The 22,291-nt window shown below is 33.7% G+C and carries 17 protein-coding genes; 11 read left to right on the top strand and 6 right to left on the bottom strand.

From position 1 onward, the window contains the following. The first annotated feature begins 71 nt into the window (after positions 1-71). Positions 72-1,445 (top strand): D-alanyl-D-alanine carboxypeptidase/D-alanyl-D-alanine-endopeptidase, encoded by a 1,374-nt coding sequence (dacB, locus tag EG348_RS19965; protein WP_123984698.1) that lies wholly within the window; start codon positions 72-74, stop codon positions 1,443-1,445. A gap of 3 nt (positions 1,446-1,448) precedes the next feature. Beyond that, positions 1,449-2,606: an ATP-binding protein gene (locus tag EG348_RS19960; protein ID WP_228414885.1), complete on the top strand. Its 1,158-nt coding sequence runs from the start codon at positions 1,449-1,451 to the stop codon at positions 2,604-2,606. A gap of 239 nt (positions 2,607-2,845) precedes the next feature. Here the strand turns inward: EG348_RS19960 and EG348_RS19955 are convergent, their stop codons facing one another. The 5 genes from EG348_RS19955 to EG348_RS19935 form a co-directional block, all read right to left on the bottom strand. Further along, the gene (locus EG348_RS19955) at positions 2,846-4,702 is read right to left on the bottom strand and encodes a peptidase M61 (RefSeq protein ID WP_123984697.1); all 1,857 of its coding nucleotides are present in this window, start codon (positions 4,700-4,702) and stop codon (positions 2,846-2,848) included. 152 nt (positions 4,703-4,854) lie between these two features. Beyond that, entirely contained in the window at positions 4,855-6,483 is a 1,629-nt protein-coding gene (locus EG348_RS19950) for a M1 family metallopeptidase (protein WP_123984696.1), read from the bottom strand. Between the two features lie 213 nt (positions 6,484-6,696). After that, positions 6,697-7,203 carry a MepB family protein gene (locus EG348_RS19945; RefSeq protein WP_123984695.1) on the bottom strand — a complete coding sequence of 169 codons (507 nt, stop codon included), beginning with the start codon at positions 7,201-7,203 and terminating at the stop codon, positions 6,697-6,699. 24 nt (positions 7,204-7,227) lie between these two features. Further along, the gene (tatC, locus tag EG348_RS19940; RefSeq protein WP_185145487.1) at positions 7,228-8,055 is read right to left on the bottom strand and encodes a twin-arginine translocase subunit TatC; all 828 of its coding nucleotides are present in this window, start codon (positions 8,053-8,055) and stop codon (positions 7,228-7,230) included. Between the two features lie 96 nt (positions 8,056-8,151). Continuing rightward, on the bottom strand, positions 8,152-9,111 hold the full coding sequence (locus EG348_RS19935; protein WP_123984694.1) for an SIS domain-containing protein: 960 nt from the start codon (positions 9,109-9,111) through the stop codon (positions 8,152-8,154). 161 nt (positions 9,112-9,272) lie between these two features. On the opposite strand from EG348_RS19935, the gene recQ reads away from it, so the two are divergent. The 8 genes from recQ (at position 9,273) to EG348_RS19895 (ending at position 17,503) form a co-directional block, all read left to right on the top strand. Then, positions 9,273-11,477 carry a DNA helicase RecQ gene (recQ, locus tag EG348_RS19930; protein ID WP_123984693.1) on the top strand — a complete coding sequence of 735 codons (2,205 nt, stop codon included), beginning with the start codon at positions 9,273-9,275 and terminating at the stop codon, positions 11,475-11,477. Positions 11,478-11,730: 253 nt separating this feature from the next. After that, positions 11,731-12,030 carry a hypothetical protein gene (locus EG348_RS19925; protein ID WP_123984692.1) on the top strand — a complete coding sequence of 100 codons (300 nt, stop codon included), beginning with the start codon at positions 11,731-11,733 and terminating at the stop codon, positions 12,028-12,030. A 7-nt stretch (positions 12,031-12,037) separates the two neighbouring features. Beyond that, a complete protein-coding gene (locus EG348_RS19920) occupies positions 12,038-13,120 on the top strand; it encodes a glycosyltransferase (RefSeq protein WP_123984691.1) in 1,083 nt (360 codons plus the stop codon). Between the two features lie 62 nt (positions 13,121-13,182). After that, on the top strand, positions 13,183-13,533 hold the full coding sequence (locus tag EG348_RS19915; RefSeq protein ID WP_123984690.1) for a hypothetical protein: 351 nt from the start codon (positions 13,183-13,185) through the stop codon (positions 13,531-13,533). A gap of 66 nt (positions 13,534-13,599) precedes the next feature. Continuing rightward, complete coding sequence (locus EG348_RS19910) at positions 13,600-14,082, top strand: hypothetical protein (RefSeq protein WP_123984689.1); 483 nt, start codon at positions 13,600-13,602, stop codon at positions 14,080-14,082. Between the two features lie 102 nt (positions 14,083-14,184). Further along, positions 14,185-15,588 (top strand): dihydrolipoyl dehydrogenase, encoded by a 1,404-nt coding sequence (lpdA, locus tag EG348_RS19905; protein WP_123984688.1) that lies wholly within the window; start codon positions 14,185-14,187, stop codon positions 15,586-15,588. A gap of 104 nt (positions 15,589-15,692) precedes the next feature. Then, the gene (locus EG348_RS19900; protein WP_164463325.1) at positions 15,693-16,550 is read left to right on the top strand and encodes a DUF4476 domain-containing protein; all 858 of its coding nucleotides are present in this window, start codon (positions 15,693-15,695) and stop codon (positions 16,548-16,550) included. A 128-nt stretch (positions 16,551-16,678) separates the two neighbouring features. Continuing rightward, positions 16,679-17,503: a S1 RNA-binding domain-containing protein gene (locus EG348_RS19895; RefSeq protein ID WP_123984686.1), complete on the top strand. Its 825-nt coding sequence runs from the start codon at positions 16,679-16,681 to the stop codon at positions 17,501-17,503. Positions 17,504-17,542: 39 nt separating this feature from the next. On the opposite strand, the gene EG348_RS19890 is transcribed toward EG348_RS19895, so the two are convergent. Further along, complete coding sequence (locus tag EG348_RS19890) at positions 17,543-21,457, bottom strand: T9SS type B sorting domain-containing protein (RefSeq protein WP_123984685.1); 3,915 nt, start codon at positions 21,455-21,457, stop codon at positions 17,543-17,545. A 182-nt stretch (positions 21,458-21,639) separates the two neighbouring features. Between EG348_RS19890 and EG348_RS19885 the strand changes: the two genes are divergently transcribed. Next, entirely contained in the window at positions 21,640-22,233 is a 594-nt protein-coding gene (locus EG348_RS19885; RefSeq protein WP_123984684.1) for a TetR/AcrR family transcriptional regulator, read from the top strand. Positions 22,234-22,291 lie beyond the last annotated feature (58 nt).

The raw sequence follows: 22,291 nt of genomic DNA, 5'->3' as shown, positions 1-22,291 counted from the left end.
GGAATGTCATGCTGAGCAGAGTCGAAGCATCTCTAAAAAGTAATTTCCAAGAGAAAAAACAAAAAAATTCAATGAAAAAAACATTTGCCGTTCTTATCCTATCAACGCAGATATTTTTTGCTCAAAATATTGCTCAAAAACTGGATAAAGCAACCAAAGATCTAATGGATTCTTCGGGGGCTGTTGCAACCAGTTTATCTTTTTATGTATCGGATGAAGGTGGAAATTTTATTTACGAATATCAAGGAAATAAAGGACTTTCAACGGCTTCTACACAGAAAATATTCACGGCAGGAGCAGCTTTGGAAATTTTAGGCAAAAATTATACGTATAAAACCACTTCAAGCTATTCCGGCATTATTTCGGACGGAAATTTGAATGGGAATCTTTTCATTTCATCAAATGGAGATCCTACCTTGGGAAGTTGGCGTTACGATGCCTACAAACCTGAAAATTTTAAAAAGAAATTCATTGAAGCCGTTAAAAAATCAGGAATTACAAATATTTCGGGAGATTTAGTGATTGATGATTCTTATTTTGACCATCAGACAATTCCCGGAGGTTGGCCTTGGGATGATCTTGGAAACTATTATGGAGCCGGGGTTTGGGGTGTAAATTGGCGGGAAAATCAGTTTGATATTAATATTAACGGAACAGATTTTAAAAATTTTTCTTATCCTTTAGAAGGTTTAAAATGGCTGAATGATCTAAAAACCGGCGGAAGTTCAGATCAAAGTCTGATATTTACAGCTCCTCATTCTAATACTGCTTTGATTAACGGAACTTTACCCGCAGGAAAAACAGTTACTGTTTCTGGCTCAACACCAAATCCACCATTGCAGTTAGGTGTTGAAGTAAAAGATTGGTTGAAGGAATCCGGAGTTGAACTTTCAGGAAAAGTAGTTACCAATTCCCAACTCGAATTGGATGGAAAACAGTCATTAGAAACTCCCAAAAAGAATGTCATTTTTACTTATGAATCTCCGACGTTAGATAAGATCGTCTATTGGTTTTTAAGAAAAAGCATCAATATGTACGGTGAAACTTTCATTAAAACTTTAGGAAAGGAGAAAAAAGGTGATCCAAGTTTCAAAAGTGGAGTAGCTTATCTTAAAGAATTTTGGAAATCAAAAGGAATTAATGCCAATATGATCAATTTTGCCGACGGAAGCGGACTTTCGCCGCAAAATTATGTTTCAGCAAAAGCAGAAGTTCAGGCTTTGCTGTATGCTAAAAAACAAGCTTGGTTTGAAGTTTATTATGATGGTTTTCCAACACAGGATAACGGCATGAAAATGAAAAGTGGTACCATGAGTGATACAAAATCTTTTGCAGGATATCATACAGCGAAAGACGGCAAGAAATACGTGTTCTCTATTATTATCAATAATTATCAAGGAAGTGGAAGTACAGAATTACAGAAAATTCTGAATGTTTTAAAATAAATCATCTTGAGAAAATCCATATTTGCCAGATTAAATAACTGGATTATTTTTAGCTTAATGACTATTGTAGTGTTAACAGTTGTTATCGCATCTACAATTTTGATTAATTTTTTACGTAAAGAAGAGATCAAAAGGGTTGATATTTTGGTGAGTGCCTTAAAGCTTCAACAGGAATTGGATAATCCTAATTTAGAAATTCAGGCATTACTTCTTCAGATTTATGGTTCAAATAGTACAATTCCTGTTATTCTTTTAGATAAGCAGGATAGAATTATGGAACATAAAAACCTGCCGGAAGAAATAGGAAATAACCCGGAAAAAATAGTGACTCTAGCCAAAAAAATGTCAAAAAGTTATACTCCTATCGAAATAGAAATTGTAAAAGGAGACAAGCAGATTGTTTTTTATGATAATTCTCCGTTGTTGAATAATTTACGCTATTCTCCATATATATTAGGATTTTTTATTTTATGTTATTTTCTGTTTTCGTTTTGGTTTTTCAGAACAATAAAGAAAACGGATGAGGGCTATCTTTGGGCAGGTCTGGCAAAGGAAACGGCACACCAGATCGGAACTCCATTATCATCAATGATCGGCTGGATGGAGATTATGAAGCTAGATGATCCTGAATCAGAAGGTATTCGCGAGATTGAAAGAGATATCGAAAGATTAAGAACTATTTCTGAAAGATTTTCAAAAATTGGATCTATTCCGGAATTGAATGACACGGATTTTAATACTACGATTCAAACGAATTATGATTATTTGAAAACCAGAATTTCAAGGAAAATAAATTTCGGACTGCATCTTCCCAATTATGACATTTCTGTTCCCCATAACAAAATTCTGATGAGCTGGGTGATAGAAAATTTGGTTAAAAATGCTGTTGATGCAATGAAAGGTGAAGGTTCTATTTCAATGTCAGTTTTTGAACGAAATAAAAATATTTTAATAGAAGTTCAAGACACAGGAAGCGGAATGACCAAACAACAGGCGAGAAATGCCTTTAACCCCGGATATTCAACAAAGAAAAGAGGTTGGGGCTTAGGATTATCGTTGGCAAAAAGGGTAATTCAGGAATATCATCATGGAGATATTAAAATTTCCCAAACCGAACTTGGAAAAGGGACGACTTTTAGAATTACAATTAAGAAAGCTTAAAAAACATCTACAAAATTTGTCATTGCGAGGAGCGGAGCGACGAAGCAATCTCAATCTTAAAAAATCAAGTTTAGACTTAATTACCTTTAATTCTTAATAGTTAAATTTTCAAACATTAAGATTTATTTAAGTTGTTAAGAGTATTAAGATTGAGATTGCTTCGCTTTGCTCGCAATGACAGTGAAAACAAAAAAAGCGAGGAAAAATTTCCCCGCTTATTATTTACAATTAACTCTTAATTATTTCTTCCCGGTCAACCACTGATCCTGCAATTTCTTTTCTGCCGGAGTCGGATTGGCTTTGTATTGAAGCGTTTCCATCGTCAATTTATCAAGAATTGCTTTTCCTTTAAGGTCGATCTTATCCATTTTGTCGCCGTTCTTTCTTAGAACCGTAAGAGTGACATTTTGCCCTTCTTTAATGGTTTTAGAATAGTTGATAAAGGCCTGTACGTTTTTAATATCGATGGTTTTTCCGTCTAAAGCTAAAACTTCGTCTGTGATTTTAAATCCGACACTTTTTGAGAAAGGAGATAAGGCTGAACTTTCATCAAAAACAAACGTATTATTTTTCTCGTTATAGCCTGTTTGGTTAGGATCTTTAATTAACCAGAAAATTGGTGGAGTTTCCTGCTTACCAATTTCCACGCCTACCTGACTTAGATATTCTGCATAAGGCGTTGGCTGGTTTCCTGCGATGTATTTGTTGTAAAAATCTTTTATTTGAGGATAACCGGTAACCGTCACCAATTCATCGATCAGTTTATCGTCTTTGAAAGGCTTGTTTTCTCCAAATCTCTGAGATAATTTTCTGATCATATCACGGTAACCCATTTCACCGTTGGATAGTTTTCTTAATTCAATATCAAGACACATCGCCAACAGCGTTCCTTTTTCGTACACATTTCTGTATTGATCTTTGTATTGATCCAAAAGAACATTTTTACTCATTACCGTAAAAGGCATGGTATCGTCATAGTTCTTAGAATTGGTAATTTTTTCGTTGATTCTCTTTAAGAACTCGTTTTTATCAATTAATCCTTCCTGAATTTGGAATAAATTAGCGAAATATTCCGTTCCGCCTTCATACATCCAAAGGTGTTGAGACATTTTAGGATCAGCGTAATCGAAGTTGTGAATTTCTTCCGAATGTGTTTTCAATGGATTTACCGTGTGGAAAAATTCATGAGAAACAACATCTGTAATCGCTTTGTCGATCGCGTCTTTAGGCATCATTTCAGGCAATACCACACTTGTAGATTCGTGGTGCTCTAACGCTCCGAAACCTTTGATTTGAGGTCCGTCTGTTCCTGAAAGATAAAGTAGGATCGCATATTTTTTATTGGTATTCATATCACCCAAAAATTTCTTTTGAGCCACAACCATTTTTTCTAAATTCTCTTTAAAATCTGCCGCTTTATATTTACCAGTTGGCGAGTAAACTCCCAAAACAAGATCCATTCCTCCAGCATTGAAAGTGATATAATCAGGTTTTGTGTACATCAATGGAGAATCGGTCACTTTTGCGTAATTAGCCAAAACATAAGTGTCTGTAGATTCAGATTTATCCTGATCAACTAACGCTGTTGTTCCGTAAAAATCAGTTGGTTTTTGAACCACCAATTGATAAGGTACATCCTGCATATTGTCGATATATCCGATGAAACCGTGCGTATTGATCATGTACACTTTTCCTTGCTCGATATCAGTTCCTGACGGAGAAAATACGGCTTTATGTTTTGAAGTGTCCATTTCATCATCAAAACTATCATTCACCAAATAAGTAACCTTAGTTAAGTTCTGAGCATTTTTAAGAGAATAGGTATTATCGTTAACTTTAGTGAAAGTCAGTTCTTTTCCTTTATTGTCTAAAAATTTGATACCTTCTATAAATCTCCCGTAATCATCCACAGAATAGGTTCCGGGAACAGTTTTAGGAAAATGGAACTTGATGTCGCCTGATTTCATTTTCGGGAATTCCATCGTAACGGCAACTTTATCGTCCTTTACATTCACAAGGTCGATGTTGGTTTTAATAGACTGAGCGCTGACTAAAACTGTAGCCAAAACGCTTAAACTTAGTGCTATTTTTTTCATTGAGTTTAAATTATAGTTAAATAGTTGTTGTAAAATCCATTTTGTTACGAATTGATGTATTAAACTTTTCTTAAAATTTCAAATTGAAATTATTAAAATGAGGAAATAAATAAAAAAGCAAAACCGATGTTTCACGATTTTGCCTTTTTATATTACTGTACTTTCTTATAATTAATATAATAATTCTTGTTAAACTCAACCGGAGTTCCTTTTTTCAACTTTACTGTCTGCCAGTTTTCGGTTGGATTAATGGTTTCACCATCAATGATGATCGGAAGCTTAAGATTTTTAACCACATTCGTGTAACGGAATTTCAAGGCTTCTCCTTTTTGAGAATATTCCAAGGTCGGAATTTTTATACTTCTTAAATATTGATTGAATACACTCGAAAAATCAATTCCTGATTTTGATGAAATATAATTTTCAATCTGCTGCGTTGTTACGGTTTGATGATAGAACTCTTTACTCAAACCTCTTAAAATTTGTCTGAATTTTTCATCATTATTAATCACCTGACGAATCGTGTGGATCATACTTGCTCCTTTTGGGTACATGTCACCACTTCCTTCGTTTCTTACGCCGTATTGTCCGATAATTGGAACGTCATTATCAATTTTATTTCTATATCCTTGAGCATAAATATCTGCGGACTTTTTATCCATATATTTTTCGGTGAAAAGTGTCTCAGAATAAGTTGTAAAGCTCTCGTGAATCCACATATCTGCCTGATCTTTTGCCGTGATATTATTGGCAAACCATTCGTGTCCGCTTTCGTGAACGATGATATAGTCCCAGTTTAAACCGATTCCTGTTCCAAAATAATCATGTCCACGATATCCGTTTTGATAACCGTTTCCATATGCAACATTACTTTGGTGCTCCATACCCAAATAAGGTGAATCAACCAATTTGTAAGAATCTTCATAGAAAGGATACGGACCAAACCAATACTCAAAGGCAGAAATCATTGGTTTTACCTGTTGGAATTGTTTTTTAGCTTTATCTAAATTATAATCCAACACCCAATAATCAAGATCCAATGTTCCTTTTTCACCTTTGTAGGTATCTTTAAAATTAACATATTTTCCAATATTAGGAATAATAGAGTAGGCGTTGATCGGGTTTTTAACCTGCCACGTGTAGGTTGTTTTATCTCCTTCTGTTTTTTTGTCGATTAATCTTCCGTTTCCAACTCCGACTAAATCTTTCGGAGTTATGATCTTCATAACCATTCCATTATCTGGCTCATCACTCCAAATATCTTTTGTGGGAAGCCAGATCGAAGCTCCAATTCCTTCATCGGCAACGCTTATCCAAGGATTTCCTTTCTCATCCGTTGTGAAAACCCATCCTCCGTCCCATGGCGCATTTTTAGCGATCACAGGATTTCCTGAATAAGTAACATCAATGGAATATTTTTCTCCTTTTTTAAAGCTTTTATTGGTTTTGATCCAAATAAAATCTCCGTCCTGTTTATATTCTGCAATCGGGAAATTTCCTTCCACTTTATCAGCTTTCATCGGCTGTTGAAGGTCTATTTGAAAAGTAGGATTTGCAATATCTTTAATAATTTCAAAGCTGATTTTGTTGGTTCCTTTGATGCTTTTCTGTTCGAAATTTGGTTCAACTGAAAGCTCATATTTTTTTACATCCCAAAAGTTTCTAAACTTGGTATTTGAACCTTTTAAAGTATCTTGTTTGGTGAAATTTTCGGGTTTTTCGAAGAATTGTCCGAAAACAAGTCCTGACGCCAATAAAAGTGTATATGAAAGCTTTTTCATTTGAAATTAAATTAATCTACCCAAAAATAGAAAATTTTAATAATTAAAATGCAATTTAGATTCTTTCTTCGTCAGAATGACAGTAATATTGACCAAAATATTCACAAAGTTTGTCATTAAGAGCCGAACATAGTAGACCGTGGACTCTAGTTTTACAATAACTAAGAGTTGAGATTCCTCCGGAATGACGAAGATAATATTTACTTTTTAATTCTAATTAAAAATTCCTTCAATAATATTTTTGAATTTATTAAAATCTATTTCGTTATTATCAGAAATGTCAATAAAATATTTTGATTGCCAGTTCTTAGTTTTTTCAGCTTGCTTACTTTCAGGTTCATCCCAATTTGGGTAAACTCGAAAACCTCGTTTGCCTTCTTTTTGCCTATCCGTTAAAATTTGTTTTTCGCCTAATATTTTTTTAGGAAAGATAAAAAATCCGAATTGAGTATCTTTTTCTGTCGCGATAATATAAAAATCAAAATCATCGGAAGCGTTGAAAGGTTCAGTTTTCCCGTCAGAATTTCTTCTCCATAAAGTCACAAATTGGCCGTTTTTGGTAGGCGTAATTTTAGCTTTCCGGAATTTAATTTTAAAATTATTAAGTGAAAAGTTATGACCAAAATATTCTTCACATTCTAAATCTGTCTCAATGTTCGATAGATTTAATTGTAGGGTTTTAAAAACAGAATCTTCAATTCGGTTTAGTTCTTTGATCATTTTCGATTAAAATCTTAGTCTAAATTACTTTTGAACAGCAGGAAGATTTTCTTCACGTTTCAGAACTTTCTTATGAGTATAAGCACACATAATGATACTGAATTCATACAGTAAAAGTAACGGTAACGCAGCCATGATCATACTTAAAACGTCTGCAGGAGTAATAATTGCCGCAACAACCATAATTAAAACAATCGCGTGACGACGGTATGTTCTCATGAATTTTGGTGTCAAAATTCCAATTGTCGTAAGGAAATAAATAAGGATCGGGAAAAGAAAAATAACACCCATCCCCAAAATAACCTGTAAAAATAACGTTGTATAATCGCTTAAGTCATAAAGCGGAACAATAATATCTGAAATTTTGAAGATCACCCCAAAATTAATAGCAAAAGGAAGGATTAAAAAATATCCACATAAAACGCCTGTCATGAAAAGAATCCAAATCGCATTGATAATAAAGATTGAATTTTTTCTCTCTCTCGGATGCAAAGCTGGGCCGATAAAACGCCACAACTCCCAAACAATGTAAGGAAATGCGCCAACGATTCCACCAAAAATAGAAACGGACATCATTACATTAAACTGCTGGTAAAGCCTTTGTACACGCACAGGAAACTCTTTCGGAAGGTGAATGCTGTCTTCTCCCAAAATCATTCTCGAAAAGTGATTAACGATTTCAAATGTCGGGAAATCATTTCTGGTAGGTCCAAAAAAGATATGGTCCATGATCCAGTTGATATTAAAACCAACAGCGAAAGCGGCAACTATGATCGCGATCATTGATCGTACAAGATGACCTCTTAATTCTCCAATATGCCCAAGAAAGGACATTTCTTTACCTTCACTCACAGAATAATTTTTTAAAGTTCCAAATTTATGAAATATTTATAGAAGTTAGACTTTTTTATATTTCAGAACTAATTTCTAACTTTTAATATCTAGATTCTAATTTATTCCTTCATCCAACAGCTTGTGCAGATCAATAATTCCGAAATATTTTCCGTTTTCAGTTACAATAAGCTGTCCGATGTTATTTTCTTTTAAAATTTTCATGGCTTCTTTTGCCAGAGCGTCTTTTTCGATTGTTTTTGGGTTGGCAGACATGATATCTTTCGCTAAAACTTTAGAAACATCTTCACCTTTCATCAGCATTCGTCTTAAATCTCCGTCAGTAACAACTCCGATGATTTTATCTTCATTCGTTACAACGGTAATTCCGTGTCTTGAGGCGCTGATCGAGATGATAACATCTCTTACAGTAGAATCTTCCGCAACCTGAGGTTTTTGAGAAGAAAGAAAATCATCAACTTTTGAAATCAAATTCTTTCCTAAACTTCCTCCGGGGTGAAATTTCGCAAAATCATTTTCTTTAAAATCATTCAATTCCATCAAAGCGATAGCTAAAGCGTCTCCCAAAGCCATTTGTAAAGTTGTTGAACTTGTTGGAGCCAATTTGTTCGGACAAGCTTCCATGTCAACATGAGTATCTAATATGATTTCTGAAAATTCTGCAAGTTTACTTTTTTTATTGCCCGTCATTCCGATCAAAGCGGAAGAATAATCTTTTAAATAAGGAACCAGCGTTACAATTTCAGGAGAGTTTCCTGAATGAGAAATACATAAAACAACATCCTGTTTTTGAATGACTCCCAAATCTCCGTGAATGGCTTCCGAAGCGTGAAGAAACTGCGATGGAGTACCTGTAGAGTTCAATGTGGCTACGATTTTATTTCCAACGTGAGCAGATTTTCCGATTCCTACAACGATTAATTTTCCTTTTGCCGAGTGAATAATTTCAACTGCTTTTGCAAAATCTTCGCCTATTCTTTTCTTTAATTTTTCAAGTTCTGAAATTTCTATTTCTAAAGTGCTTTTTGCGATTGAAATAATATTAGGTCTTTCCATTTTTACTTTTACAATTTTGTATACAAAAATCTCCTGATATAAATTTATACTTTAAAAAGAATATTTAATATAAATTTTATTTTTATAAATTCGTTCGCTTTTATTTTTAGCAAAAATTTTATAACTTTGGGATAGATGCAAATTTAGCAATACAAAATTAGATGAGCGCAAAAAAAGCCAATTTATCGGGCGAATTGAAAAAATATTTCGGATTTTCTACCTTCAAAGGTCAACAGGAAGAGATCATAGAAAATCTACTGAACGGAAAGGATATATTTGTTTTGATGCCTACAGGAGGGGGGAAGTCTTTATGCTACCAGCTTCCAGCTCTTATTTCTGAAGGAACCGCAATAGTGGTTTCGCCTTTGATAGCATTAATGAAGAATCAGGTGGATGCTGTAAATGGCCTTTCATCTGAAAGCGGAGTTGCGCACGTTTTAAATTCATCATTAAACAAAACGCAGACCAAACAGGTTTTTGACGATATTACAAGTGGCAGAACAAAACTGTTATATGTAGCTCCGGAATCTTTGATCAAAGAAGATTATGTTGATTTCTTTAAAGATGTCAAGATTTCTTTTGTTGCTATAGACGAGGCGCACTGTATCTCAGAGTGGGGGCACGATTTCAGACCGGAATACAGAAACTTAAAATCTATTATCGATAAAATTGCCGATGTTCCGGTGATTGCATTAACGGCAACGGCAACTCCAAAAGTTCAGGATGATATCCAGAAAACGTTGGGAATGACGAATGCTTTAGTCTTTAAAGAAAGTTTTAACCGTGCGAATTTATATTATGAAGTTCGCCCAAAGGTTAATATAGATAGAGAGATCGTTAAATTTATCAATGAGAGAAAAGGAAAATCAGGAATTGTTTATTGTTTAAGCCGAAGAAAGGTTGAAGAATTTGCTCAGCTTTTACAGGTGAACGGAATTAATGCACTTCCTTATCACGCCGGACTCGACCAAAAAGTACGAGTTGCCAATCAGGATAAATTTTTGATGGAAGATGCCGATGTGATTGTAGCTACGATTGCATTCGGAATGGGAATCGACAAACCTGACGTACGATTTGTAATTCACTATGATTTCCCAAAATCACTGGAAAGTTATTATCAGGAAACCGGTCGCGCAGGTCGGGATGGTGGCGAAGGCTATTGTCTGTCGTTTTACGATCCGAAAGATATTGAGAAATTAGAAAAATTCTTAGCTCAGAAGCCCGTTTCAGAAAGAGAAATCGGATTACAGCTTTTAAATGAAGTGGTAGGTTACGCCGAAACTTCAATGAGCAGAAGACAGTATATTCTGTATTATTTTGGTGAAATTTTTGATCCGATAACAGGTGAGGGAGCCAAAATGTGTGATAATGCATCCAATCCTCCGAAACTGAAAGATGCAACAGAAGACTTGAAAAAGGTGTTGGAACTGATTAACATGACTGGAGAAAAATTCAAGTCTAAAGATTTGATTTCTGTGATTGTTGGAAAGGAAAGCGCTGTTACAAAATCGTATAAATTAGAACAAACTTCCTTCTTCGGCTTCGGAAAAGAAGATAAAGACAATTATTGGAAAACAATTTTAAGACAGGCCACGGTTCAGAATTTCCTTCAAAAAGATATTGAGACTTATGGTGTTTTAAAAATTTCTGAAAAAGGACAATTGGTTTTAAAAGGAGAACTTGAACATTCATTTTTAATTGCTGAAGACCGGGAATTTGATCTTTCTCAGACAAAAGCTGAAAGTGATCAGGTTCAAATGCAGGCCAATGGAAGTTTAGACCAAAAACTATTTGAACAATTAAAAGACCTTAGAAAAAAAGTCGCAAAAAAATACGGAATTCCGCCTTACACGGTCTTCATGGACCCGAGTTTAGAAGACATGACGGTTCAATATCCTATCACATTGGATGAAATCGCCAAAATCTACGGAGTTGGCGAAGGAAAAGCCAAAAAGTATGGTAAAGAATTTGCGGATTTTATAAATACATATGTTGAAGATAACAACATAGAACGTACCCAAGATATGGTGTTGAAACAGGTTGCGAATAAATCCAGCCACAAAGTGTTTATCATTCAGAGTACGGATAAAAAAATTGACCTTGAGGATATTGCAAGAGCCAAAAACCTATCAATGGATGATCTGTTGAAAGAGATGGAACGTATTGTATATCAGGGTACAAAGTTAAATATAGATTATTATATCGAAGATAATTTTGATGAAGATATTGTAGACGGTTTCATGGAATTCATGACCGAATCTGAAAGCGACAGTATGAAAGTCTTGTTGGACGAATTTGGAGATGAACTTTCTGATGAAGAAGTGAGAATGTTGAGAATCAAGTTTATCAGTGACGTTGCTAATTAAGTAATTTAAAATGTTTTTAAATCTTAATGAAGTAATTTTAAAAGAAATTCTTCCAAAGAAGGGTTTCTTTTTTAATATGACTGAAAAAATTTGAATTGTTTTCTCCTTTTTCTTTCTTGGTATTTCCATCTTATTTCTTGTAAATATGAATGCTGTTCTTTTCATTTTTGCAATAGTCATGTTTTTAGTGGCTCTGTATTTAGTGTTTTTTCGATGGGTTTTGAGATATTTTGATTTGAAAAACAATTATTACTTGATAACCAATCAAAGAATAATTGTTGCTGAAAAATCAAATAAGGAAATTTTGAAATCTAAAAATTTTGAAGAAATAAAAAGAATAAATGTAGAAATGAATCGTAACTATTTTGGAAATATCATTTTTGGCGAACCGGAAGATATTTTCGGAAGCAATGATGAGAATTTTTCTTTTTTTACTAGAAGCGGGATGAATTTCAAGGAAGATGAATATGTATTTCTAAGCGTAGAAAATATTAACGAAATTATTCCTGTTTTTGAAAGTTTGGGGCTAAAGATCAATAAAACTTTTTATTAATTTACTAATGAAAAAAATTTCTGTTATGTTTATTCTGCCGGATCTCGAAACCGGAGGCGCAGAAAGAATTGTTACCACAATAGCGAATCATCTTTCCAGAGATCGGTTTGAACCTAAGATTTTGCTTTTACGTAAGACAGGCGGATATCTTGATTTGGTTAAAAAAGACGTTGAAATTATTGATATTAATACAGAAAGAATCAGACATTCATTAAAGCCTATTCTTGCTGAAATTTATAAAAGAAAACCGGATATTGTATTTTCCGGATTTGGAGAAGTGAATGCTTATTTAGCATTATTTATTAAGCTTTTTCCGAGAACAAAATTCATTGCAAGAGAGACCAATGTTGTTACTCAGCATGTAACGAGAAAGGAAATAAAATTTTTCTATAATTTTTACAATAACTATCAGAGAATCATTGCGCAAAGTGATGATATGATGAAAGATTTAACGAGTAATTTCAACATTAAATCGAAGAAAATTATTAAAATAAATAATCCTGTTGATTTTGAATTTATAGATCAAAAACTATTAACAGCCGTAAAGCCTGAAAGTTTTAAATACAATTACAAAAATGTTGTAGCCATAGGAAATTTATCTTCCAGAAAGGGTTTTGATAATTTGTTGAAAGTTTTTTCAAGGCTTAAAAATGAAAATATTTTACTCCATATTTTAGGTGATGGAAAAGACAAAGAAATTTTACATCAAATGAAAGATTTCTTAGGATTAAAGAATGTTTACTTTCATGGAAGACAGGAAAATCCTTATCAATTCCTGAAATTTGCCGATCTTTTTATTCTTTCATCAAGATATGAAGGTTTTCCGAATGTATTATTGGAAGCCGGAGCTTGTGGAACGTATTCTTTAGCTAATAATTGTCCGGGCGGAATTAATGAAATCATCCAATCTCGAGTGAACGGAGAAGTTTCTGATATTGAAAATCACGAAGATTTTTCACAAAAAGTAATGAGCATTCTGCATGGAAGCTATGATAAAGATTCTATTAAAAATTCAATCAGATCAAGGTTTTCAAAGGATATTATTTTAGATCGATATGAAAAGGTTTTGCTTGATTTAATGAAGAAATAAAGATTTTATATTTTCTTACATTTGCTCTCCAAAATTTTATCTAAAAAGTCAATATTTCATACATGAAAAAAATCCCGAAAATTGGATGCGCTTGCGAAAAACCAACCTCAAGTTATACTGAATACAGAAGTTCCGAATTAGGAATAGATCATACGAACGGAAGAAATGCAGAAGTAACAATTCAACAGTGCAAACTTTGTCAAAGAATATGGGTTCATTATTTTGTTGAATTTGAACATTATTCTAAATCAGGAAGATGGTACAAAGGGATTGTCGCTAAAAAAGATCTTTCACAAATAACCCCTGAAAATGCTATAGAACATTTAGAAAATCTTGAATGGTATGTTTATGGAGGCTCGTATTTTGAAAGTACCGGAACATTTGGAGAAGGGAAAGTCAATGTAGATATATAATTTCTTTATGCTGATAATTTTAATAAATTCGTGATTGTTTCTCTACTAATTATTTTAAATAAAAAAATGATAAGTAAGATCATCATCCCTTTAGCCGGAATTCTTTTACTTATGAACTGTAAAAGTCCTAAAGAAAAAGTAGAAGATATTATACTTTATCAGGATAGTATCGGATATTGGAATTATGAATGGCCAAGAGAAAGAGCTGAATATTACGGTTTTACTTTTAAGTTTATGAAAAAGAATAAACTTCAAAAACTTTCTTTCAATAAAGTTGAAAATAAGAGATGGGCATGGAACGATTATCCTTATGATGAATCAATTTACAGATGGGGAGTTGCTGATGATTCAATTTTTACTTTCATGAATTATAATTCAAAAATTAAAATTATAAAATACAACAGTGATACAATTTGGCTATACGACTACGAAAGAAAAAGTAAAGAATTACTTATAAAAGTTAAAGGGGATCTTAATATTGAGAAACCAGTTAAAATAAAAGCAATTAATGGAAATACAGGAGAAGAAATCCATGGTCTTGATATTTGAGTTTAAAGAAAAATTTGACAAATCTCACTTTCTCACGTGGTAATTAATCAGTAAATTTGTAATCATTAAGAAAGATAATAATAAACAAATTCATAAAATAACATGAGTCAATTCGATGTTACCGTAATCGGTTCTGGTCCTGGTGGTTATGTTGCAGCAATTCGTGCTGCACAATTAGGTTTCACAACAGCCATTATTGAAAAATATCCAACTTTAGGCGGAACGTGTCTTAATGTAGGGTGTATCCCTTCAAAAGCGCTTCTAGACAGCTCTGAACATTTCGAAAATGCTAAACATAATTTCGCAGGTCACGGAATCATTATCAATGAGCCTCAGGCTGATATTGCAAGAATGATCGAGCGTAAAAACGAGGTGATCAAGCAAAATACTGACGGAATCAGCTATCTGATGAACAAAAACAAAATCACTGTTTTTGAAGGTGTTGGAAGCTTCGAATCTGCTACTCAGATCAAAGTAACGAAAAACGACGGTTCTACTGAGACCATCGATTCTAAATATACAATCATTGCAACGGGCTCTAAGCCTTCTTCTTTACCTTTCATTACCTTAGATAAAGAAAGAGTGATTACTTCTACGGAAGCTTTAAATCTTAAGGAAATTCCTAAGCATTTAGTAGTTATCGGTGGTGGAGTTATCGGTCTTGAATTAGGTTCTGTTTACCTAAGATTAGGTGCTCAGGTAACGGTTGTTGAATTTATGGACAAGATTATTCCTACAATGGATGGAGCTTTAAGTAAAGAATTAACAAAAGTTCTTAAGAAGCAAGGAATGAAATTCATGCTTTCTACAGCGGTTTCTGCAGTTGAAAGAAACGGAGATACGGTAAAGATCACTGCTAAAGATAAAAAAGGAGCAGAGGTAGTTGTAGAAGGAGATTACTGTTTAGTTTCTGTAGGTAGAAAACCTTTCACAGACGGTCTTGGACTTGAAAAGGCTGGTGTTGAACTTGACGAAAGAGGAAGAGTAAAAACAAATGATCACTTACAGACTAACGTTGCCAATATCTACGCGATCGGTGACGTTATCAAAGGGGCGATGTTGGCTCACAAAGCTGAAGAAGAAGGAGTTTTTGTTGCTGAAACATTGGCTGGACAAAAACCTCACGTTAACTATAACTTAATTCCTGGTGTTGTTTACACTTGGCCTGAAGTTGCAGGAGTTGGTAAAACTGAAGAGCAGTTGAAAGAAGAAGGTGTTGCTATTAAAGTAGGATCTTTCCCAATGAGAGCGCTAGGAAGAAGCCGTGCAAGTGGTGATGTTGATGGTTTGGTGAAAATCATCGCTGACGAAAAAACGGACGAAATTCTAGGAATGCACATCATCGGAGCAAGAGCAGCTGACTTAATTGCAGAAGGTGTAATCGCTATGGAATTCCGTGCAAGTGCTGAAGATATTGCAAGAAGTTCTCATGCTCACCCTACATATGCAGAAGCTATTAAAGAAGCTGCATTGGATGCGACAGGAAAAAGACCTATCCACATGTAATAAATAATTGGTTAAGAATTAATCATTTAAATATATAAAGAGAAATCATTTTTGGTTTCTCTTTTTTTGGCATAAAAATGGAAACTGTCGTAATAAATTTGTTTATGAAAAATATTTTTATCGGTTTGCTGTTTTTTGCAGGAATTTATTCATTTGCACAGGAAGCTGGAAAGGCAGGTGAACTTTTAAGAAATGAAGCCTCAACAACAGAAATGCAGTCGGCAAAGAGCAACAAAGGTCTTGATACTAGAAATAATAATTCAAATAATTCTGGTTTTAGAAATCCGAATAATCAAAATAACAGAGGAAGAAATCCCAATTATCAATGGAATCAAAATTACGGATATGCAGAAGTTTTTCTTAGAATTCCTGAAATGGGGTATTTTACGGTAGAACTTGGCGATCAAGCAATTTCAAATAATTCCGGGAAATATCGTTTTTTTGATTTACAGTCGGGTAGAGTTCCGATTTCGATTTATGATAATGGATTTTTAATTTACCGAACAACTTTACAGCTTCAAAATAATAACAGATTGGTGCTGGATTTTTTCACAAATAACGGTTTGTATTTATTAGATTCATATCCGGTTCAAAGTGAATCTTACGGCTTCAATGACTGGAATGATGTTTGGAATAATCCGTACGGGAATCTATCCGGCAATTGGAATAATTTTGGAAATGTGATGGATAATAATACCTTCCGTCAGTTTTTTTTGATGTTTGATAAGGAGCCATTTGATGACGGTAAAATTGCGATGATCAACCAACAGATGAGTAATTCACAATTTACATCCGAACAAATCCGAGATTTGGTGAAGTCTATCAATTTTGATAAAAACAAAATTATGCTGGCCAAATCCATGTACAAAAGATGTGTAGATAAAAATAGATATTTTCTGGTGAGCGATGCATTTGATTATGAAAGCAGTAAGCGGGAGCTGAGAGAATTTATAGCGAAATAAAGATAAAAAAGAGGAGTAGATTGCTTCTCTTTTTTTGGTTTTGAAGCTCAAGCCCTAAAACTCTCAAACACACTCATTCCCAAATTAGTAATTATTTTCCGTACCTTTGCAGCTTAATTTTATCATTAATGCAATTAGGGAAAACTCAAACTTTAAAAATTTCAGAAAAAACAAGTTCTGGATTAATATTAACGGACGAATCTGGTGAAAAAGCTTTTTTACCTAAAATTTTTGTTCATGAAGAAAAAGAAATCGATGAAGAAATTGAAGTTTTCGTATATCAGGATGATAATAAATTAAAAGCAACTACTGAAACTCCATTGGCAGAGGTAGGAGAGTTTGCAGTGATGAGCTGTGTACAAAGTCTTCCAAGTGGTGCGTTTATGGATTGGGGAATTATTAAAGATCTTTTCATCCCTTATAAACAACAGAAGTCTAAAATTCTTGAAGGAAAAAGATATTTGGTTTATCTATATGTTGATGAAAGGCTAGATTTGATCACAGGAACTACAACATTCAAAAGAAATCCTCAGTATGAAGATCTGCCTTTCCAAAAAGGAGATAAAGTTGATCTGATCTTAATGAACGAAAGTGAATTAGGTTGGAATGTTGTGATCAACAAACAATATATCGGACTTATTTATGCTTCCGACGTTTTCAAAAAACTATACCCGCTATCTGAAGAAAAAGGCTACATCAAAGCAATTCGTGAAGACGGAAAAATTGATGTTTCTCTACAGCCGGAAGGTTTTGAAAACATTGACGAGTTCAAACAAAAGATTTTAGATAAGTTAAATGACAACTACGGTTTACTTTATCTGTCAGATAAATCTACTCCCGAAGAGATCCAAGATGAGCTTCAAATGAGTAAAAAGAACTTTAAGAAGGCCCTTGGCGGATTATATAAAGATAAGATTGTTGAGATCTTAGATGATAAGATCAAATTAGTATAAAATAAAAAGGAGCAGAATTTTCTGCTCCTTTTTTATGTTTTACTCTCTGTTTTTAATGAGTAACCAACCTGTGTAGATTCTTCCATCAGAAACTTTTATAGTATACCAATAATTTCCTGTAGGTAATGGAGTTCCATTTAATTTTCCGTCCCATTCAAAAGATTTTTTAGATATGATTTCTTTGAAAACAGGAAGACCTCTTCGATCGTAAAGATTGATTTCAGTTCCGGGGTAATTTTCAAGTCCGACAATTTTCCATTTATCATTTCTTCCGTCTCCGTTTGGTGTTATAGCATTCGGAATATTAAAGATTGAAAAATTCTTTTCACCAATAATACATCCGCCTTTGGTTCTTACATACACTTTATACTCTCCAATAGTCAGATTATTAAAGACATTGGAATCTTGCCAGATAAAATTATCTAAAGAATATTCATAATTTCCGGCTGTGGAAAGAATAACCGTTGCGGTGCTGTTATTGATGTTTACAGAAACAATTTCAGCTAGAATAGAGTATTTCACCTCAATAATGTCCGTGTCTTCACATCCAAAGTTGTTCGTCACTTTTACAGAATAAATTCCCGGAGTTGAAACGGTTATGGTTTGAGTAGTTGCTCCGTTATTCCATAAATAGGATGCAAAACCGCTTCCGGCATCTAATGTTACTGTTTTACCTTTACAGAATTCTATACTTTCAGGAAGTTTGATCTGAGGTTTTGGATTAAGAGTTATATTTAATCTTACAATGATAAAACAACCGTCTGCTGTAGCAACTTTCACATGAATAATTGTTGTACCGATATTTAAAATATAACCTGATGGATTGGTAATGATATTTCCCGTATTATCTGTGTATGTGAAAATATAGTTATTCGGATTATTAATGATGTCGTCTTCATAAGAATGAAGATTTACAGTCATTGCATTTGCCGTTGTCGAATTACAGAATGCATCCGTAACGTCGTGTGCAGGAACATTATTGGTTGAAAGAGTAATAGCAATAGCTAATTTTTCAGATTCACATCCATTTAAGGTTTGAGTAACAAAGTAAGTTTGCCCATGAACAAGCGGAGTTGTAATTGGTAAAATATTTCCGGCAGCATTGTAGAATATTAAAGAAGTTCCGTTTACCACCAAATTTACCAACGTAGGATTTGCCGAAGCACAAAAATCCTGAGCAGCATTTCCTGTTGGTTTCGGAGTATTGTTTACCGTAACCTGAATAGCAATCTTATTACTTTCACAACCGTTTATAGTTTGAGAAGCGTAATAAGTCTGTCCGTTTACAAGTGGAGTTGTTGCAGGTAAAATTGTATTAGCTGCATCATACCATTTGATATTTTGTCCTGTAATTTGGATGTCTGAAATTTTGGGTTGATTAGTAGCACAAAATGTTTGAGTTAAATTACTTGTCGGAAGTGCAGGAGCAGTTACAATTACATTTTGATTTTGTGTTGCAGTATTTCCGTTTCCATCATTATAAGTCCAGTGAATAACATAATTTCCCGGAATCGTATAAGAAAGTGGATCTGTAGTCGTTGCAGTAATTACTCCCGCACAATTATCGTTTGCAGTCGGGAAATTTGAGACTAAAGTGTGACAATTTCCTGTAATATCTGCAAGAGCTGCAATGTTTGGAACTGGCGCAACATTGTCACCAACCACAACATTTACTGTAAAGCTTCCGTCGCAAGCTCCCGAGCCTGAAATTTGACAAGTATAAATTCCGGCATTGGTTGCTGTCGCATTGGGAATTGTAGGATTTTGAAGATTTGATGTAAATCCATTGGGACCTGTCCAATTGTAGGTTGTTCCGCCTGTAGCATTTAATTGGATTGTTGAATTGGTACAGACAGGAGAGTTGGAGGTTACCATTCCGGATGATGTGCAATCTTGAAATTTTGCAATGAACATATCATTTCCTCCTCCTGGTGATTGTTGAAAAGTTCCAGGAGTTGCAATACCAGAGGAGTTTCCGCTAGACATTCCTGTTAGATAAATAGAACCTTCACTATCTTTTGTAACCTCACCTTGTTGTGTTGCGCCATTTCCTGTATAATAAGTTCCCCATTCTTTTGTGTCATTTTGATTGTATTTAATTAAAAAGGTAGAACCATACATTGGGGGAACCCCCATATAAGCTCCGGGAGTTGAAATATCTGCTTGTCCAAAATTTTGTAAATAAAGTCCCGTGAAGAAAACATTTCCTAATGTGTCTGGATATGCTAGTAATTGAGGTTCACCACTAAAAGTAAAATAACTCTTTGAAATGTTATTTGTGGCTAAACTTACCCTCCATATGCCGGGTTGTCCCGAAGGAAAAGCTGTTGTTGAATATCTTCCCGGAAGAATAAGGATATCATTTACTATTCTGCCTTTTAATACAAATTCATATCCGGCATTTCCGTAATAACTTGATCTTAAAATATTGTTACCGGATTTTGAAAGCTTTACATAAATTCCGTCTGATCCTCCACCTTTTACAGGCTGAAAAGCATTTACCATAGGGATATTTGATGATTGAGTTGCTCCGATTATTTCGAGATTATCAACCGAAGACATGATTTGAAAAATGGAAGTTGAGCCGTCGCTTCTTCCAAAATATGTTGCCCAATCTATATTTCCTGTTGTTGTATTTATAGAAGCTAAAATACTGTCAGTGTATCCTGAAGGGGTAGATTTTGTTGGCTGCATTGCATTTACAGTAGGGAAATCCGGACTAAAAGCATCTCCGGCAATATATACTTGGTTTTGATTGTAAGAAACAGCATAAAGTTTATCTTGTCTGCTTGAAACAAACTCTTTTTGAAAAACCAAGCTTCCATTAGTATTAAATTTTACTAAAACAATATTTTCGTTATACGCTGCTCTTTGAACAATTCCTCCTGCGTAAATATTGAAGTTTTCATCAAAGTCGACATCCATAAAATAATCAGTCATGCCGAAACCGTAGTAAGTTCCCCAAAGTTTTTGCCCGTTTTTGGTTACTTTCATAAGAAAGGCATCAGTACCTCCTGCAAGGTTCTGCTGATAAGTACCGGAAGTTGCAAAATTAGTATAACTGCTGGTTGATCCATGAACATAAACAGTGTTTTGACTATCAGTTTTAATTCTTCCGTAATCTTCACCTGTTCCACCTACATAACTTCCCCAAACTCTTGTAGGAACAGGATCAATTATAATAGTTTTATTTGAAGCATCGACTGGCGAATTAAATCCAAAAGTCTGATCTCCTAGATCTTTAAATGAAACATTGATATTTTCTCTTTTGAGTCCTTCTATCCAGCTATTGGGAATATTTTCATGGATTTCCCCAAAACGAACATTCATGGCAAGTTTACCGTCTTTTATTGAAGTGGAAGCACCGTTAAATTTCATTTTAATATCTGAAACTTTACCACCCGGATTGATAACGAAATTATATTCAATAGGTTTTAAAGTATCATTAGGTTTAAAAAATATTAAATCAATGTTCGGATAAATGTCTTTGTATGAAATTTTCTTATAACGATGAACATTAGTAACTCCTTTAGATTTTTTAGGGATATTATAATAGTTATCATAATCAGAAGATTTTCCGTCCGCTATGATTTTTGAGTTTTTATTTGAATTAATAAGTTCAATATCAACCCTGTGAATCAATTTTTCATAGATGAATTCATCCAAATGATAATCATTTCCATTTGGGATTTTATTTTTATTACTTTTTGAAGAGCTTGGATTTGCTGTCTTTTTAGTCTCGTAAACATCATAAGAAAATCCATTAGAACGCAGTTGTACATTCAATCCCGCAGAATGGAAAAGGTATTTTACATCGGTATTTTCTTTTCCATCCTGATCAACGATCTGTCCTTTATTTTCATAGAAAAAATATTCATTGTTTTTTAAAGATTTGTTCTGGGAAAACAAAAGCACACAGCTAAAAAGTGTGAAAAGAAATAAAATTTTTCGCATCGATTATTAATTTTCGGCAAAGATATAAAAACAGCCTGCTTATGAAAGGTTAAGTATCATTAATCTCTAACCGGATGTATAAAACATGATGCAAATCATAACAATTTTCATTAATTATTTTGTTTAACAATTTTGTCAAAACAGATGTTTGGTTTATATTTGCACAAAATTGTTTAACAAAAATGTCAAAACAAGAAAAAAAAGATCAAACACAGGAACTAATAAAAGAAACCGCAAAGAATTTATTCTTTGTGAAAGGGAAATTTAACGCTACTACGCAAGAAATTGCAGACGAAGCGGGAGTCAACAGAACGCTTATTAATTATTATTTCCGTTCAAGAGACAAATTGATTCAGATAATTTTTGACGAAGCACACAGAGTGGAAAAAGAAAAATCTGAAATTATAATGACTTCTGATCTTCCTTTTAAAGCTAAAATAGCCGAGTTTATCGAAGGAAGTTTATCTACAAGTCTTCAGTATCCTTATCTTGAGACTTACATTGTTTCACAGATCAACAAAGGAAGCTGCCACAAAAGAGATGTAGAAGAAGATGATTTGAAAAAACTTTACCAAGACATTGAAATAGAAATGGAGTTGGGAAATATCGAAAAAATGGCTCCCGTTCAGTTTCTCCTTAATATGATTTCACTTTTAGTATTTCCGAGTGCAGCTCGTCCTTTATTTTTAGAGAATCTCATGATCAATGATACTGAATTTGACAAAATTATTTCAGAAAGAAAAGACATTATTTTAAATATGTTATTTAAAAATTAAAAAAATGTTAAAGTATTTTAAGAAATGATTCGTCATCTATAGATATAAAGAGAATAAT

Origin of the sequence: Chryseobacterium sp. G0201 (genome assembly GCF_003815655.1) — a bacterium.
Lineage (GTDB): Bacteria > Bacteroidota > Bacteroidia > Flavobacteriales > Weeksellaceae > Chryseobacterium.
Note: the sequence above shows the minus strand (reverse complement) of the source record. Positions and strands in the feature narration are given on the sequence as shown.